The organism is Streptomyces sp. NBC_00435, from assembly GCF_036014235.1.
Lineage (GTDB): Bacteria > Actinomycetota > Actinomycetes > Streptomycetales > Streptomycetaceae > Streptomyces.
In genome coordinates this window covers 2,477,501-2,492,382 of the sequence record NZ_CP107924.1, presented here as the reverse complement: position 1 = coordinate 2,492,382, position 14,882 = coordinate 2,477,501, and the positions used below count along the sequence as shown (strand labels likewise).

13 protein-coding genes and 1 pseudogene are annotated in these 14,882 nt (G+C 73.1%); 5 read left to right on the top strand and 9 right to left on the bottom strand.

Annotation, left to right across the window (positions count from 1 at the left end; genetic code table 11):
• Positions 1-178: 178 nt before the first annotated feature.
• Positions 179-835, bottom strand: coding sequence for a TetR/AcrR family transcriptional regulator (locus OG389_RS11380; RefSeq protein WP_328298357.1), 657 nt, complete (start codon positions 833-835; stop codon positions 179-181).
• A 97-nt stretch (positions 836-932) separates the two neighbouring features.
• On the opposite strand from OG389_RS11380, the pseudogene ddaH reads away from it, so the two are divergent.
• A pseudogene (gene ddaH, locus OG389_RS11375) lies at positions 933-1,769 on the top strand (dimethylargininase); the annotation flags it as partial.
• Positions 1,770-1,773: 4 nt separating this feature from the next.
• Here the strand turns inward: ddaH and OG389_RS11370 are convergent.
• Together OG389_RS11370 and OG389_RS11365 are read right to left on the bottom strand one after the other, a co-directional pair.
• Positions 1,774-2,781: a small ribosomal subunit Rsm22 family protein gene (locus tag OG389_RS11370; protein ID WP_328298355.1), complete on the bottom strand. Its 1,008-nt coding sequence runs from the start codon at positions 2,779-2,781 to the stop codon at positions 1,774-1,776.
• Positions 2,782-2,879: 98 nt separating this feature from the next.
• Positions 2,880-4,175 (bottom strand): Bcr/CflA family multidrug efflux MFS transporter, encoded by a 1,296-nt coding sequence (locus OG389_RS11365; protein ID WP_328298354.1) that lies wholly within the window; start codon positions 4,173-4,175, stop codon positions 2,880-2,882.
• Between the two features lie 107 nt (positions 4,176-4,282).
• Here OG389_RS11365 and OG389_RS11360 point away from each other — a divergent pair, with 107 nt between their 5' ends.
• The 3 genes from OG389_RS11360 to OG389_RS11350 are packed head-to-tail and all read left to right on the top strand — an operon-like array spanning position 4,283 to position 6,574.
• Positions 4,283-5,053, top strand: a complete 771-nt coding sequence (locus OG389_RS11360; protein ID WP_328298353.1) for an SDR family oxidoreductase — start codon at positions 4,283-4,285, stop codon at positions 5,051-5,053.
• A 52-nt stretch (positions 5,054-5,105) separates the two neighbouring features.
• The gene (locus OG389_RS11355; protein ID WP_328298352.1) at positions 5,106-5,966 is read left to right on the top strand and encodes a PhzF family phenazine biosynthesis protein; all 861 of its coding nucleotides are present in this window, start codon (positions 5,106-5,108) and stop codon (positions 5,964-5,966) included.
• The gene (locus tag OG389_RS11350) at positions 5,966-6,574 is read left to right on the top strand and encodes a GNAT family N-acetyltransferase (protein WP_328298351.1); all 609 of its coding nucleotides are present in this window, start codon (positions 5,966-5,968) and stop codon (positions 6,572-6,574) included. Before OG389_RS11355 ends, OG389_RS11350 begins: the two co-directional genes overlap by 1 nt.
• A 21-nt stretch (positions 6,575-6,595) precedes the next feature.
• Here OG389_RS11350 and efeU read toward each other — a convergent pair whose 3' ends face one another.
• The 6 genes from efeU to OG389_RS11320 all read right to left on the bottom strand — a co-directional run bounded on the left by efeU (position 6,596) and on the right by OG389_RS11320 (position 13,185).
• Positions 6,596-7,441, bottom strand: coding sequence for an iron uptake transporter permease EfeU (gene efeU, locus OG389_RS11345; RefSeq protein WP_328298350.1), 846 nt, complete (start codon positions 7,439-7,441; stop codon positions 6,596-6,598).
• 18 nt (positions 7,442-7,459) lie between these two features.
• Entirely contained in the window at positions 7,460-8,782 is a 1,323-nt protein-coding gene (gene efeB / locus OG389_RS11340; protein ID WP_328298349.1) for an iron uptake transporter deferrochelatase/peroxidase subunit, read from the bottom strand.
• 34 nt (positions 8,783-8,816) lie between these two features.
• Positions 8,817-9,956, bottom strand: coding sequence for an iron uptake system protein EfeO (gene efeO, locus OG389_RS11335; protein WP_328298348.1), 1,140 nt, complete (start codon positions 9,954-9,956; stop codon positions 8,817-8,819).
• A gap of 187 nt (positions 9,957-10,143) precedes the next feature.
• A complete protein-coding gene (locus tag OG389_RS11330) occupies positions 10,144-11,067 on the bottom strand; it encodes a heme ABC transporter ATP-binding protein (protein WP_328298347.1) in 924 nt (307 codons plus the stop codon).
• The gene (locus tag OG389_RS11325) at positions 11,064-12,122 is read right to left on the bottom strand and encodes a FecCD family ABC transporter permease (RefSeq protein WP_328303685.1); all 1,059 of its coding nucleotides are present in this window, start codon (positions 12,120-12,122) and stop codon (positions 11,064-11,066) included. Before OG389_RS11325 ends, OG389_RS11330 begins: the two co-directional genes overlap by 4 nt.
• Positions 12,123-12,192: 70 nt before the next feature.
• A complete protein-coding gene (locus OG389_RS11320) occupies positions 12,193-13,185 on the bottom strand; it encodes a heme/hemin ABC transporter substrate-binding protein (RefSeq protein ID WP_328303683.1) in 993 nt (330 codons plus the stop codon).
• 161 nt (positions 13,186-13,346) lie between these two features.
• Between OG389_RS11320 and OG389_RS11315 the strand changes: the two genes are divergently transcribed.
• Positions 13,347-14,819, top strand: a complete 1,473-nt coding sequence (locus tag OG389_RS11315) for an HtaA domain-containing protein (RefSeq protein WP_328298346.1) — start codon at positions 13,347-13,349, stop codon at positions 14,817-14,819.
• Positions 14,820-14,882: the final 63 nt, after the last annotated feature.

Genomic DNA, 14,882 nt, shown 5'->3' with positions numbered 1-14,882 from the left:
GCCGGGTGACCGCACCCCCCGTTCCGGGCTCCCACATATCCACAGAATTCGGCCATATGTTCTCGGTCGTCGGTGGGTCATGACCTTTCCCACCCCGGCGCCCCGGCGGTCCCGAACGGGTCCGCCGCCGTCCCGCCGCCCGTCCCGCTCCAGGTCAGGGCCCCGATCGGGACGCCGATCAGGACACCGGCCGCGCTCCCGCTCCCGCCCCGCCCAGAACCGCGTCCACCAGCGCGTCCGCATACGCGTGCGTGAGCGGCGCCGTGCGCAGCAGCCACCGGTACGTCAGCGGCCCGAGCAGCATCTCCACCATCAGCCGCAGGTCGGTGTCCGGCGGGAGCTGCCCGGCCTCGCGGGCCGAGCGCAACCGCTCCTCGTACCGTGCGAGCTGGGGCTCCAGCAGCTGCTCGGTGAAGCGGGCCCCGAGCTCGGGGTCGGTGGCACCGGCCGCGGTCAGGGCGCGCGCGGGGGCCTCGTACTTCTCGTCGGCGAACTCGTCCACCGTCGCCCGCAGTACGTACTTCAGATCGGCGGCCAGGTCCCCGGTGTCGGGGAAGCCGGACCACCCGGAGCCGGTCTCCGCGTCCCCGGCGAGCGCGAGGGAGGCGTCCAGCAGCACCGCGGCCTTCGAGGGCCACCAGCGGTAGATGGTCTGCTTGCCGACCCCGGCGCGGGCGGCGATCGCCTCGATCGTCAGCTTGTTGTAGCCGGCCTCGCCGACCAGGGCGAGCGCCGCGTCCAGGATGGCCCGCCGGGACCCCTCGCTGCGGCGCGTGGCGTCGGGGGACCGGGGGGCGGAGGCCGGGGCGGGGCCGGGGCGGGGGCTGGGGCTCATTTCGGCAACCTACCAACCCCGTACCGTGTGTCTTTCGGCCGTTCAGGAAACCACCCAATCAGTTCAGTGCGAGGTCCGCGCTGAGGAGAGACGATTCTCTTCTCATCACCGTGAGGAGCCTTCATTGCGCAGAGACGCCACACCCCGGCGCTACCTGATGTGCCCACCCGCGCACTTCAGGGTCACGTACTCCATCAACCCGTGGATGGATCCCACGAAACCGGTGGACCTGCCCCTCGCCCACGCCCAGTGGGAGGACCTCCGCGACCGCTACCGGGCCCTCGGCCACACCGTCGAGACCCTCGTCCCCGACCCCGCGCTGCCCGACATGGTCTTCGCGGCGAACGGCGCGCTCGTCGTCGACGGCCGCGTGCTGGGCGCGCGGTTCGCCTATCCGGAACGTGCCGCCGAGGCGGAGATCCACCTCGACTGGTTCCGGGACAACGGTTTCCAGGACGTGCACGAGCCGTCCCACGTCAACGAGGGCGAGGGCGACTTCGCCGTCACCGCCACCTACATCCTGGCGGGTCGGGGCTTCCGCTCCAGTCCGCTCTCGCACGACGAGGCCCAGGAGTTCTTCGGCCGCCCGGTCATCGGTCTCGACCTGGTCGACCCGCGCTACTACCACCTGGACACGGCGCTGTCCGTGCTGGACGGCGACGAGATCATGTACTACCCGGGCGCCTTCTCCGAAGGCAGCCGGGCGGTACTGCGCCGGCTCTTCCCGGACGCCCTGATCGCGGAGGCCGAGGACGCGGCCGCCCTCGGACTGAACGCCGTCTCGGACGGCCGGCACGTCCTGCTCCCGCAGGAGGCCACCGGACTGCTCGCACCCCTGCGGGCGCGGGGGTTCGAGCCGGTCCCGATGGACCTGGGGGAGCTGCTCAAGGGAGGCGGCAGCGTGAAGTGCTGCACGCAGGAGCTGAGGCCCTGAGGGCCTAGGACTCCTGGGAAGGAGGCGGCCATTCCTGGCCCCAGTCGGCGTCCCGCGCCGCCTTGTACAGGTCACCGTGGCGCTTGGTCACGTTGACCCGGGTCAGGCCTTCACCCTGCGGACCGCACAGCTCCAGCAGGACCAGCCCCTTCCGGATCTGCGGTCTGCGCGTGATCCGGGAGGCGGCCGGTTCCACCGGGAAACGGGTCGCGGCCACGTAGCTGAACTTCTCGTCCTCGTACGGGAGGGAGCCTCCCTTGACCTTCCGGTGCAGGGAGGACCGGCTGACCCGGGCCGAGAAGTGGCACCAGTCCTGTCCGACCTCGATCGGGCAGGTCCCGTCGTGCGGGCACGGCGCCGCGACCCGCAGCCCGGCCTCGAGCAGCTGGTCGCGGGCCTCGCGGACGCGCAGGTAGCCCTCCGGCGTGCCCGGCTCGACGAGCACCACGGCCTGTCCGGCCCGCGCCGCCTCGGCGACGACCTCGCGGCGGGCCTCCGGGGTGAGCTCGCCCAGGACGTACGACAACGTCACCAGGTCCGCCGCGGGCAGTGTCAGTCCGGCCCCGATGACCGTCCGCCGCCACTCGGCGGCCCGCAGCGCGGGGGAGGAGGAGGCCGCGGCCAGCTCCTTGCCGAGGACCAGCGCCGGGTCGGCCCAGTCCAGCACCGCGGTCTCCCGCGGCCCGTCCCAGGTGGCGTCCACCGCCCAGGCCGCGGCGCCGGTACCGCCGCCCACGTCCACGTGCGAGGCCGGGGACCAGTCCGGAGCGGCTTCGGCGAGGGCGTCCAGCGCGGACCGTACGGCCTCGAAGGTGGCGGGCATCCGGTACGCCGCGTACGCCGCCACGTCCGAGCGGTCCCGCAGGATGGGCGCGTCGGTCGGGGTCCGGCCGCGGTAGTTGGCGATGAGCCGGTCGACGGCGGCCGTGGCCTGCTTCGGCGGGAGACCGTCGAGGAGCCCTCCGAGCGCGCTGCGGAGGGTGTCGGCGGAGGTGGGGGCGGAGTGGTTCACCCGCGAAGTTTACGGCGGGCCGAGGGCGGCGTTGCCCTGGCCGGGCCACGGCCCAGTGCCGCGGCCCGGGGGCCGGGGCTACGCCCGGCCCCCGCGCCTCAAGCGGCGGCGGAGCCGGAACGCCAGGGCCGGCACAGCACGGCGAAGCAGAGCACCGCCAGCAGGGAGCAGGTCAGCTGCACCACGGCCATCGGCACCGCCGTGTCCTCACCGGCGATCCCGACCAGCGGCGAGGCCACCGCTCCGACCAGGAAGGAGGAGGTGCCGAGCAGGGCGGAGGCGGAACCGGCCGCGTGCGGGGCGCGCATCAGCGCCTGCGCGTTGGTGTTCGGCAGCACCAGGCCCATCGCGGACATCAGGACGAACAGTCCGGCGCAGACGGGGAAGAGCCCGACCTCGCCGAAGACCCCGGCGGACATCAGCAGCAGGGCCACCGAGGCGGAGGTGATGACCGCGAGCCCGTACCCCAGGACCTTGTCCAGGCTGACCCGGCCGACCAGCAGTTTGCCGTTGACCTGGCCCACCGCGATCAGGCCCACGGAGTTGATGCCGAACAGCAGGCTGAAGGTCTGCGGCGAGGCCCCGTAGATCTCCTGCACCACGAAGGGCGAGGCGGAGATGTAGGAGAAGAGCACCGCGAAGGAGAACCCGCCGGCCAGCGTGTAGCCGGCGAAGACGCGGTCGGCGAAGAGCCCGCGCATCGTCAGCAGCGCGGCGCCGACGCCGCCGGTCTGGCGCCGTTCGGGCGGCAGCGTCTCCTCGAGCCCCCGCCAGACCGTGAGGGTCAGCACGGTCCCGACGACGGTCAGGACGGCGAACACCCCGCGCCAGTCGGCGAAGCGCAGCACCTGGCCGCCGATGAGCGGGGCGATGATCGGCGCCACGCCGGATATGAGCATCAGGGTGGAGAAGAACCGGGCCATCTCGACCCCGTCGTACAGGTCGCGCACCACGGCCCGCGCGATCACGATCGCGGCCGCCCCGGCCAGTCCCTGGAGCAGACGGAAACCGATCAGCAGCTCGGCCGTCGGGGCGAAGGCGCACAGGGCGGTGGCGAGGACGTAGACGACCATGCCGATGAGCAGGGGACGGCGGCGGCCCCACTTGTCACTCATCGGGCCGATGACCAGCTGGCCCAGCGCCATGCCGGCGAGGCAGGCGGTGAGGGTGAGCTGGACGGTCGAGGCCGGGCTGTTCAGGGCGGTGGTCACCGCTGGCAGCGCCGGCAGGTACATGTCCATGGACAGCGGGGGCAGCGCCGTCAGCCCGCCGAGTACGAAGGTGACGAGCAGTCCGGTCCGGCGGGCGGCCGTCAGGGATGCGGTACTGGTGGGGGAGGGGGTTGCGGGCGACGAGTCCTTCGAGGGCGCTGTCGCGGGGCCTCTCTCCGGCATGCGGAACTCCAGTCTTCTCATCATTTCTCAGCACCCCTGCCGCCCCATGCTCTCAGCAATCGGAACGTCCCGGGCCCACGCCCGCATGTGACGTAACCTGCGGCCCCATGAACGCACGCGTGAAGAAGACCGCCGTAGTGACCGGGGCCGGCTCGGGGATCGGCCGCTCCGTGGCCCTCGCCCTCGCCGCCGCCGGCTGGTCGGTGGCCGTGACCGGCCGCCGGACCGAGCCGCTGGAGGAGACCGCCGCGGCCGCCAGGGCCGCGGACGCGGACGCCGACGTGCTGTGCGTACGGGCCGACGTGAGCGATCCGCACGACGTGGCCGCGCTGTTCGCGGCCGTACGCGGGCGCTACGGGCGGCTCGACCTGCTCTTCAACAACGCGGGCACGTTCGGCCCGGCCGGGGTCGCGCTGGAGGACATCTCCTACGAGGACTGGCGCTCGGTGGTCGACGTCAACCTCACCGGGGCCTTCCTGTGCGCGCAGGCGGCCTTCCGGGTGATGAAGGCCCAGGACCCGCAGGGCGGCCGCATCATCAACAACGGCTCCATCTCCGCACACGTGCCCCGGCCGAACTCGATCGCCTACACCGCGACCAAGCACGCCATGACCGGCCTGACGAAGTCGCTGTCGCTGGACGGGCGCCCGTACCGGATCGCCTGCGGGCAGATCGACATCGGCAACGCGGCCACCGAGATGACCCAGCGGATGCAGAGCGGGATCATGCAGGCCAACGGGCAGTACGCGGTGGAGCCCGTGATGGACGCCGCCGACGTGGCGCGCACCGTGCTGCACATGGCCGAGCTGCCGCTGGGGGCGAACGTGCAGTTCGCGACGGTGATGGCGACCGCCATGCCCTACATCGGGCGCGGCTGACGGCGGGCCGTTCCCGGGGAATGCCCGCGGGGGGCCCGGGGTTGAGCCGATCATGACGACTGAGGTACTGCGCTACACGGCCTTTTCCGACGACCCGGCCGGCGGCAACCCCGCCGGGGTCGTGCTCGACGCGGCCGGCCTGGACGAGGCAGCCATGCTGGAGATCGCGGCCGGGCTGGGCTACAGCGAGACGGCCTTCCTCACCGCGCCGCCCGAGGGGTTGGACGGGGCGGAGGGCCGGGCCTTCACCGTGCGCTACTTCAGCCCCAAGGCGGAGGTGCCGTTCTGCGGGCACGCCACGGTGGCCACCGCCGTCGCGCTGGGCGAGCGGATCGGCCCCGGCGAGCTGGTCCTCGCGACCCGGGCGGGCACCGTGCCGGTGTCGGTGACCCGGGAGGGCGAAGGACTGCGCGCCACCCTGACCAGCGTCGAGCCGCACACCGAGGCCCTGGACCCGGCCGACCTCGCTGAGGCACTGGCCGCGCTGGACTGGCCGGCCGCCGACCTGGACCCGGCCTTCCCGCCGCGGATCGCCTACGCCGGGGCCCGCCACCTGGTGCTCGGCGCCGCCACCCGGGCCCGCCTCGCGGACCTCAGCTACGACTTCGCCCGGCTGGAGGCGCTGATGCGGCGCCTCGACCTCATCACCGTGCAGCTCGTGCACCGGGCGGGCCCGGCCGAGTTCCACGTGCGCAACCCCTTCCCGGTCGGCGGTGTGGTGGAGGATCCGGCGACCGGCGCCGCCGCGGCCGCCTTCGGGGCGTACGCGCGGGAGCTCGGCCTGGTGCCGGCCGACGCCGTCCTCACCCTCCACCAGGGCGCCGACATGGGCCGCCCGGGCCTGCTGACCGTCGAACTGCGCTCCGGCGATCCCCGGGTGCGGGTGGGCGGCGCGGGCACGAGGATCGCGTAGTGCCCGCGGGGATGTCCGTAGAGTTCCACGACACCCTGCCCGCCGGGCTCGCCGGGCAGGTGGCGGCCCTGGAGCAGCAGGCCTGGCCGGGGTCGGCCGCCGGACACGATCCGGCGCTCGCCCCGCGTGCGGTGCTGCTGCTGGACGGGGAGGGGCGGGTCGCCGCCTCGCTGGCGCTGCTGTACAAGGCGGTCGGGCTCCCGGACGGGCGCACGTACCGCGCGGCCGGGCTGAGCGGCGTGGTCACGCGCCCCGACGTACGGGGGCGCGGGTACGGGGCCCGGCTGGTGGCGGCGGCCCGCGCCTCGCTCGCCGCCGATCCGGCGGTGGACCTGGCGCTGTTCAGCTGCGACCAGGGGCTGGTCCCGTTCTACGAGGCCGCCGGCTTCGAGGTCCTCCCCGGCACGGTCCTGGTCGGCGGGACCCCCGCGGACCCCCTCGCGACGGACGCCCCGGGACTGGACAAGACCGTGCTCGGAGCGTTCTTCGAAGCCGCCGCACACGTGGAGGCGCCCGCACACGCCGAAGGCCGCGCGGACGAGGTCCGCGCGGCCTTCACCGGGATTCGTGTCCCGCTCCACCCGGGGACGGTCGACCGGCTCTGGTGAGCGGCGACCGGCTCCGGTGGGTCAGGAGGAGCGGCTGGGCTCCCGCTCCGGTTCCGGCTTGGAGCTCTTGAACAGCGACGGGGCCAGGAACAGCGTGAGTACCGGGACCAGGTACAGCGCCCACACCACGAGCTGGAGCACGGTCGGGTCCGGCTGGAAGTTGAAGGTGCCCTTCAGCAGGGTCCCGTACCAGCTGTCCGGCGGGATCGCCGCACTGATGTCGAAGGCCTTGTCGCCCAGCCCCGGCAGGAAGTCGGCCTCCTGCAGGTCGTGCACCCCGTAGGCGAGCACGCCCGCCGCGACCACGACCAGCATGCCGCCGGTCCAGGTGAAGAACTTCGACAGGTTGATCTTCAGCGCGCCCCGGTAGAACAGCCAGCCCAGCAGGATCGACGATCCGATGCCGAGCAGTACGCCGATCAGCGGGCCCGCGCCGTTCCCGGCCGCGTGCACCGAGCGCCACACGAACAGCGAGGTCTCCAGGCCCTCCCGGCCGACGGCCAGGAACGCGGTGGTCACCAGCGCGCCGGTGCCCATCGCGAGCGCGGCGTCGAGCTTGCCCTGGAGCTCGGACTTCAGGTTCCGCGCGGTGCGCTTCATCCAGAAGACCATCCAGGTGACCAGCCCGACCGAGACGATCGACAGGCTGCCGCCGATGGCCTCCTGCGCCTTGAAGTCCAGTTCCTGCGTGCCGAATTCCAGACCCGCGCCGAAGGCCAGCGACAGGGCGGCGGCCAGGCCGACGCCCAGCCACAGCGGAACCAGCTTGCTCTCGTTGCCGGTCTTGACCAGGTAGGCGATGAGGATGCAGACGACGAGGCTGGCCTCCAGGCCCTCGCGCAGCCCGATCAGATAGTTGCTGAACACTTCGGTTCTCCCCGTCCCTTACGCGAACAGCGTCCGGCCCCACCAGTCGTCCTTGTCACGGACGCCCGGCGGGACGGCGAAGACGGCCGAACCCACGTGCTGGATGTATTCGTTGAGCGAGTCGTTCTTCGACAGGTTCCGCTGGAGGGTGATGAACCCCTTGCGGACGTCACGCTGGTAGGCCAGGAAGAACAGGCCGGCGTCGAGGCGGCCCAGCCCGTCGGTGCCGTCGGTGAAGGAGTACCCGCGGCGCAGGATCGTCGCACCGCTGTTGCTGTCCGGGTGGGCGAGGCGGACGTGCGCGTCCGGCTTCATCGCCTTCAGGAAAGGCTCGTCGCGCTCCTTGGACTTGCCCACGGGGGCACCTTCGCCCTTGTCGCGGCCGATGATGTCCTCCTGCTCACCGAGGGAGGTGCGGTCCCAGGTCTCGATGTGCATCCGGATGCGCCGGGCGACCAGGTACGAGCCGCCGGCCAGCCAGTCGCTGCCGTCGCCCGCGCCGACCCACACGTGCTTTTCCAGCGCCGCGGCGTCGGTGCCCGAGACGTTCCGGGTGCCGTCCTTGAAGCCCATCATGTTGCGCGGGGTCTGCGCGTCCGGGGTGGTCGAGGAGGTCTTGCCGAAGCCGAGCTGCGACCAGCGCACCGCGATCTTGCCGAAGCCGATGCGGGCGAGCTGGCGGATGGCGTGCACCGCGACCTGCGGGTCGTCGGCGCAGGCCTGGACGCAGAGGTCGCCGCCCGAGCGGGCCGGGTCGAGGTTGTCGCCGGGGAAGGACTCCAGCTCCACCAGGGCGTCGGGACGCCTGCCCTCCAGGCCGAAGCGGCCCTTGGCGAACAGGCCGGGTCCGAAACCGATGGTCAGGGTGAGGCGGGAGGCCTTCAGACCCAGGGCCTCGCCCGTGTCGTCCGGCGGGGCCTGCGGGAGGCCGCCGTAGCCGCCCTCGCCGACCGGGTGGCCGGCCGTCATCAGCCGGGCCGCCTCGGTCCAGTCCTTGAGGAGCTGGACCAGCTCGGCGCGGTCCTTCGTCTTCACGTCGAAGGCGGCGAAGTGCAGGCGGTCCTGGACGGCGCTGGCGATGCCGGCCTGGTGCTCACCGTGGAACGGCACGGCCGAGCCGGCCGAGGCCGCCGAGACCATGTCCGGGCCCGGGCGCAGCGCGAGCGCCGTGCCGCCGGCCGCGGCGGCGCCGAGCGCGAGGCCCGCGCCGCCCCAGCCGAGGACGGAGCGGCGGGAGGGCGCTCCCCCGGCCTGCTCCGGAGCACTTTCCGGCGCGCCCGCGGGCGCGCCGTCTCCCGCGGAAGACCGCTCGGGTCCCGGCTCGGACACTGACTCGCTCATGGGGCCTCTCCCGCCTGCTCTGCTGTTACCGGAGTTACTTCGCGACCGCGGCGGCCAGCTTCGAGAGCGGCTCGGCCAGCGCGTTGACGCCGTCCGAGAGCTCCTTGCGCTCGGCCTCGCCGACCTTGTCGTAAGCGGTGTACTCGTACGCGGCCTTGTTCGGGCGGTACTTCTCCAGCAGGTTGTTCAGCGCCGCGAACTGCTTGTCCAGCTCGGTGGAGAGCGTGGGGTCGTTCTTCGCGGCGATGGGCTTGAGCAGCTCGTACGCCTTCTCGGCGCCCTCGACGTTGGCCTTGAAGTCGACCAGGTCGGTGTGGCTGTAGCGGTCCTCCTCGCCGGTGACCTTGCCGGTGGCGACCTCGTCGAGGAGCTCCTTGGCGCCGTTCGCCATCGAGGTGGGGGTGATCTCCGCCTGGCCGACCTTCTTCTGCCATTCGGCCAGGTCGGTCATCAGGGTCTCGGCGAGCTTCTTGTCCGCGTCGTCGATCTTGTTGTCGGCGAACAGGGACTTCTCCAGCTTGTGCCAGCCGGTCCACTCCTGGTTCGGCTCCAGGCCGTCCTCGCGGACGTCGACCTTCGGGTCGATGTCGCCGAAGGACTCGGCGACCGGCTCGGTGCGCTCCCAGCCGATGCGGGACAGCGAGTACGCCTTCTTCGCGGCCTCGATGTCGCCGGCCTTGACCGCGTCCGCGAAGGCCTGCGCCTTGGGGATGGTCTCGTCGGCCTGCTCCTGCACGTACTTGCGGTACGCGGCGACGGCCGCGTCGGCCTCGGGGCTGCGCTTCTCGACGGTGCCCGAGCCGGTGGCCTTGACGGCCTGGCGGATGCCGTCGCCCTTCATGCCGGGCTTGCAGGCGATCTCGTAGTCGCCCGCCTTGAGCTCGGCGGTGATGGTGGCCTTGGTGCCCGGACCGATGTTCTCGCGCTCGGCGACGATGCGGTCGTCGGGGAACAGGACGTAGAGCTCGGTGACCTTGGAGCCCTTGTTCTCGACCTCGAACGCGACCTTGCCGGCGGGGAACTCCTTCGTGGAGACCTCGCAGGCCGAGTCGGAGGCCGCGACCTTGATCGTGCCGTCGCCGGACGCGTCGCTCTTCTCGGAGCAGCCGGTGACCGCGGAGAGGGCGGCCACGACGGCGGCCGCGGTGAGGACGGTGAGGCGGGCGGGTCGCATAGGGGGCTCCTGGCAGTCTGACGTTCGGCAGACGGCCGCCCCGATCGGGTGGGGGCGGCCGGTGAGGCGGACCTAACTTAACCGAGGCTTACCTGACCTATACCCGCACGTCCAGTGATTCAGCCCACACCTTTCCCCACCGGACACGGGGGCATCACGGGTGACCCATGAAAACCCCATGGCCAGGTCAAGCGGGGGTCAAGCCCATGGAGTCGTTCCGCACGGCGGAACGGTTCCCTCCGGAGCCGTCCCCGGCAGGAGGGTCCTCCCGTACGGGAACCACCAGCGGAGCCCCGGTGCGCGGGTGGGGGAGGACCTCCACCGGCTGGCGGTAGACCCGGCTCAGCAGCCCGCCCTCGAACACCTCCGAGGGCGGCCCGTCCACCGCGATCCGGCCCTCGTGCAGGACCGCGACCCGGTCCGCGTACGCCGCCGCCAGTCCCAGGTCGTGCAGGACCACCACGACCCCGTCCCCGGCCGCCGCCCGCTCCCGGCAGATCCGCAGCACCAGCTCCTGGTGGCGCAGGTCCAGCGCCGCCGTCGGCTCGTCGAGCAGCAGCAGCGGGGCCCGCTGGGCCAGTACGCGGGCCAGCGCGACCCGGGCCCGCTCGCCGCCGGAGAGCGCCGAGAAGGGCCGGGCCGCGAAGCCCGTCACCTCGGTGGCGGCCATGGCGGTGGCCACCGCCTCGTCGTCGGAGTCGGCGAGCGCGGTGCCCGCCCAGGGGGCGCGGCCCATCCGTACGACGTCCTCCACCGGAAAAGGGAAGGACAGCACGGCCGATTGGGGGAGCACCGCCCGGCGCAGGGCCAGATCGGGGGCCGACCACCCGCCCACCGGGCGGCCGTCGACCAGGACCTCACCGGAGGCGGCCGGCAGGTCCGCGGACAGCGCCGCCAGCAGGGTGGACTTGCCCGCGCCGTTCGGCCCGACCAGGGCCAGTACCTCCCCGGCCCGGACGGTCAGCCCGATCCCGGCGAGCACCTCGCGCTGCCCGAGCCGTACGTGGAGGTCCACGGCCTCGGCGAGCGGTGCGCCGGGAGCCGGGCGGGCCGGGACGGTCCGCTTGCTCCCGCGGAGCGCGGAGAAGCCGAATCGGAACGGGACGCTCACGCCCAGCCTCCTTGCTTGCGGCGGGTGCGGCGCAGCAGCCAGAAGAAGAACGGGCTGCCGAGCAGGGCGGTCAGCACGCCGAGCGGCAGCTCGGCGGGCTGGGCGACGGTCCGCGCGGCCAGGTCGCCGGCGACCAGCACCACGGCTCCGGCGAGCGCGCTGCCGGGCACCAGGAAGCGGTGGCCGGGGCCGTTGGCCATGCGCAGCAGGTGCGGCACGAGCAGCCCGACGAAAGTGATGATCCCGGCCACGGCGACCGCGGCCGCGGTCAGCAGCGCGACGACCAGGATCAGCGCGAGCCGCAGCCGCTCCACGTCGACGCCGAGATGGCGCGCGGGGCGCTCGCCGAGGGACAGCAGGTCGAGCTTGCGGGCGTAGAAGGGGGCGAGCGCCAGCCCGGCGAGGGCGCAGGGCAGGACGGCGAGGACCTTGGGCCAGGTGGCCTGGGCCAGGGAGCCGAGCTGCCAGAAGGTGATCTGGTTGACCTGGCCGCTGTCCGCGAAGAACACGAACAGGCCGATCAGGGCGCCCGCGAAGGCGTTGACGGCGATGCCGGTCAGGATGAGGGTGACGACCTCGGTCTTCCCGCCATTGCGCGAGAGCAGGTACACGGCGCCGACGGTGATCAGCCCCGCGACGAACGCGCAGGCGGTGATGGTCCAGTTGCCGAAGAAGGACAGCCCCAGCCCGATCGCGGCGACCGCTCCGACGGCGGCGCCCGCCGAGATCCCGATGACCCCGGGCTCGGCGAGCGGATTGCCGAACACCCCCTGCATCAGCGCCCCGGCGCATCCGAGACTGGCCCCGACGAGCAGCGCGAGCACCACGCGGGGCAGGCGTACGTTCCACAGCACGCTCTCCCCGACCCGGTCGAGGGCGGCGCCCCCGAGTCCGAGACGGTGATGCACCGACCCGAGCACGTCCCCGAGCGGGATCTCGTAGGCCCCCACCCCGGCGGAGACCAGGGCGAGCAGGACCAGGACGGCGAGGAGCGCGCCGGTGAGCCAGGTGGAGCCCCAACGCCGCCCGCGCGGCGCGGCGGCGGGCGGTTCCACGGGTGCGGGTGCGGGCTCGGGGTCCGCTCCGGGGGGCGCCTCGGGGGCTTCGTCGTAGGAGAGGGACACGTCAGGAGGCCTTGCCGTAGAGCTGGGTGATCAGGGAGGCCAGCACCTGGTCGGTGCGCGGGCCGTAGTTGAGCAGGACCCCGTCGTCGACGCTGATCACCCGCCGGTCCATGCCGGCCGGGGTCTGGGCCACGCCCGGGATCTTCACCAGGCCGTCGACGCCGCCCACGGACTCCAGCCCCTTGGACATGACGAGGATGGCATCGGGCGCGGCGGCGGCCAGGGCCTCACTGGTGATCGGGGTGAAGTCCTTGCCGAGCCCGGACTCCGGGCCGGTGTCCACTGCGCCGGCCGCCTCGAGCAGCGAGCCGGCTCCGGAGTCGGAGCCGCCCATCAGGTACACGGAGGCGGTGCCGCGCAGGTAGAGGAAGGCCACGCGGGGCTTCTTGCCCGAGGCCGGCAGGCCCTGGCGGGCGGCGGCGATGCGCTTGGCGGTGCGCTCGTTCAGCTGCGCGCCGGCCTCCTCGACGCCCAGGGCGGCGGCGACCGTGCCGGTGCGCTTCGCCACGTCGTCCAGGGATTTGGCCGGAGCCACCACCAGCAGCGGGACGCCCGCGTCACGGATCTGCTGGATCGCCTCGGCGGGGCCGGAGGTGGTCTCGGCCAGCACCAGGGTGGGGTGCAGCGACAGCACGCTCTCCGCGGAGACGTCGTGGCCCCGCGTCACCACCGGGAGGTCCGCAGCCTGTTCGAAGGTGGCGGTGATGTCCCGGGCGACGACCCTGGGGCCGAGACCGAGGGTGTGGACGATCTCGTTGAGGCTGCCCGTCAGCGGGATCACCCGGTCCGCGGAGGCGACGGTGACCCGGGTGCCGTCCGCCGAGGCCACGGTCGCGGGCAGCGCGGGCACCGGCGCCGGGGCGAGCGGCTCCACCCGGTCCGGTACGGCCGGGGCGCCCGCTCCGGTGGAGTGGGCGGGGGCTGCCGTACCTCCGCAGGCGCTCACGCCGAGTGCCAGGACCACGGAGGTCACGGCGACGGCGAAGCGGGACATGCGGGTTGACGCGGCGGGCGTAGGCACGAAGGCACCGTCCTGATCGTCCGACTGGAGAGTTGCGGCCCGGTTCGAGGTTCCGGGGACCGGGGGGTTTCAACCTGGCCGAACGTAGCTTAGGTTAGCCTAACCTCGCTCGCTAGACCCTGGAGGGGACATTCATGTCCGCAAGACCCGCCCGTGCGTCCGCCGTCGCCCTGCTGGCGACCCTCGCGGCCCTGCTGGGAGCTCTGCTCCCGGCTACCGCCGCTCAGGCCGCGGCCCGCACCGTGGAGGGCGGCCGACTTGACTGGGGCATTAAATCCTCCTTTCAGAGTTACGTCACCGGGCCGGTGGCCAAAGGAGGGACCAAGCTGAGGAACGGAGCCGCCACGGCGGGCGGCAGCCTGTTCCGCTTCCACTCCGCGACCGGTTCCTACGACCCCGACAGCGGTTCCCTGCAGGCCGCCTTCAGCGGCGGCGTCACCTTCCAGGGCCACCAGAAGCCGGACGGCACGTACGAGCTGGACCTCAGCATCAGCCGCCCCAGCGTCAAGATCGGCGGCGGCAGCGGCACCCTCTACGTGGACGTCTCCAGCAAGGCCAAGGAGGGTGGAGCGGTCACCACCGCCTCCCAGGTCCCCTTCGCCGAACTCAGCCTGGGCGGGGTGAACATGAAGGGCGGCGGCAGCCCGATCGCCCTCACCAACATCCCGGCCACCCTCACCGACCAGGGTGCCAAGGCCTTCGCCGGCTACTACCCGGCCGGCGCGCAGCTCGACCCGGTCTCGCTCTCCGTCGACGTCAAGGCCGCCCCCGCGGCCGAGCAGCCCGCGCAGACGCCGAGCACCCCGGCACAGACGCCGGAGGCCTCCCAGACCCCGCAGGCCGGCGGTGCGTTCACCGACGCCGCCGTGGACTGGGGCGTGCGGCGCACCTTCCGCGAGTACGTCTCCGGCTCCGTCGGCCAGGGCAAGTGGGAGCTCGCCGAAGGCGCCCAGGACGGCGGCGCGCTGTTCCGCTTCCCGCAGGGCAAGGGCGCGTACGACGGCGCGAAGGGCACTCTTGACGCCACCTTCGCCGGCTCCGTGCGCTTCACCGGCGCCCACCTCGACCTGAAGCTCGCCAAGGTCACGGTCAAGGTGGAGAACGGCAAGGGCGTGCTCTCCGCCGACGTCACCACTGGCACGGACACCAAGCCCGCCGTCGCGCTCGTCGAGTTCGACGCCAAGGGCCTCAAGACCGAGGGCGGCCTCGCCACCCTCACCGAAGCCCCGGCCACCCTCACCGAGGGCGGGGCGCTGGCCTTCAACTCCATGTACAAGGCCGGCACCGAGATGGACCCCGTCTCGCTCGCCGTGGCCCTCGACGGCGCCGCCAAGCTCCCGGCCCTGCCGAACCTCGGCTCCACGGCCACGCCCGCCGCCCCGCCGGCCCCGGCGCCGGCCACCGCCGCGAAGGCGGCCGGGACCTCGAACACCGGCCTGTACGCCGCCCTCGCGGTGGCCGTACTGGTCCTGGCCGGCGGAGCCGCCTTCCTGCTGGTCCGCAAGCGCCGCACCGACGCGACCGCGGCCGCGGCCGGTGAACCCGCGGGGACGGCAGCGGCCTCCGGGCCGGCCGACACCACCGGGGACGCCGCCCCGCGCGACTGACCCGCGATCCGGGTCCGGGCCCGCGCCGCCCGGACCCGGCGCCCCGCGTCTTCTTCTCCTCTT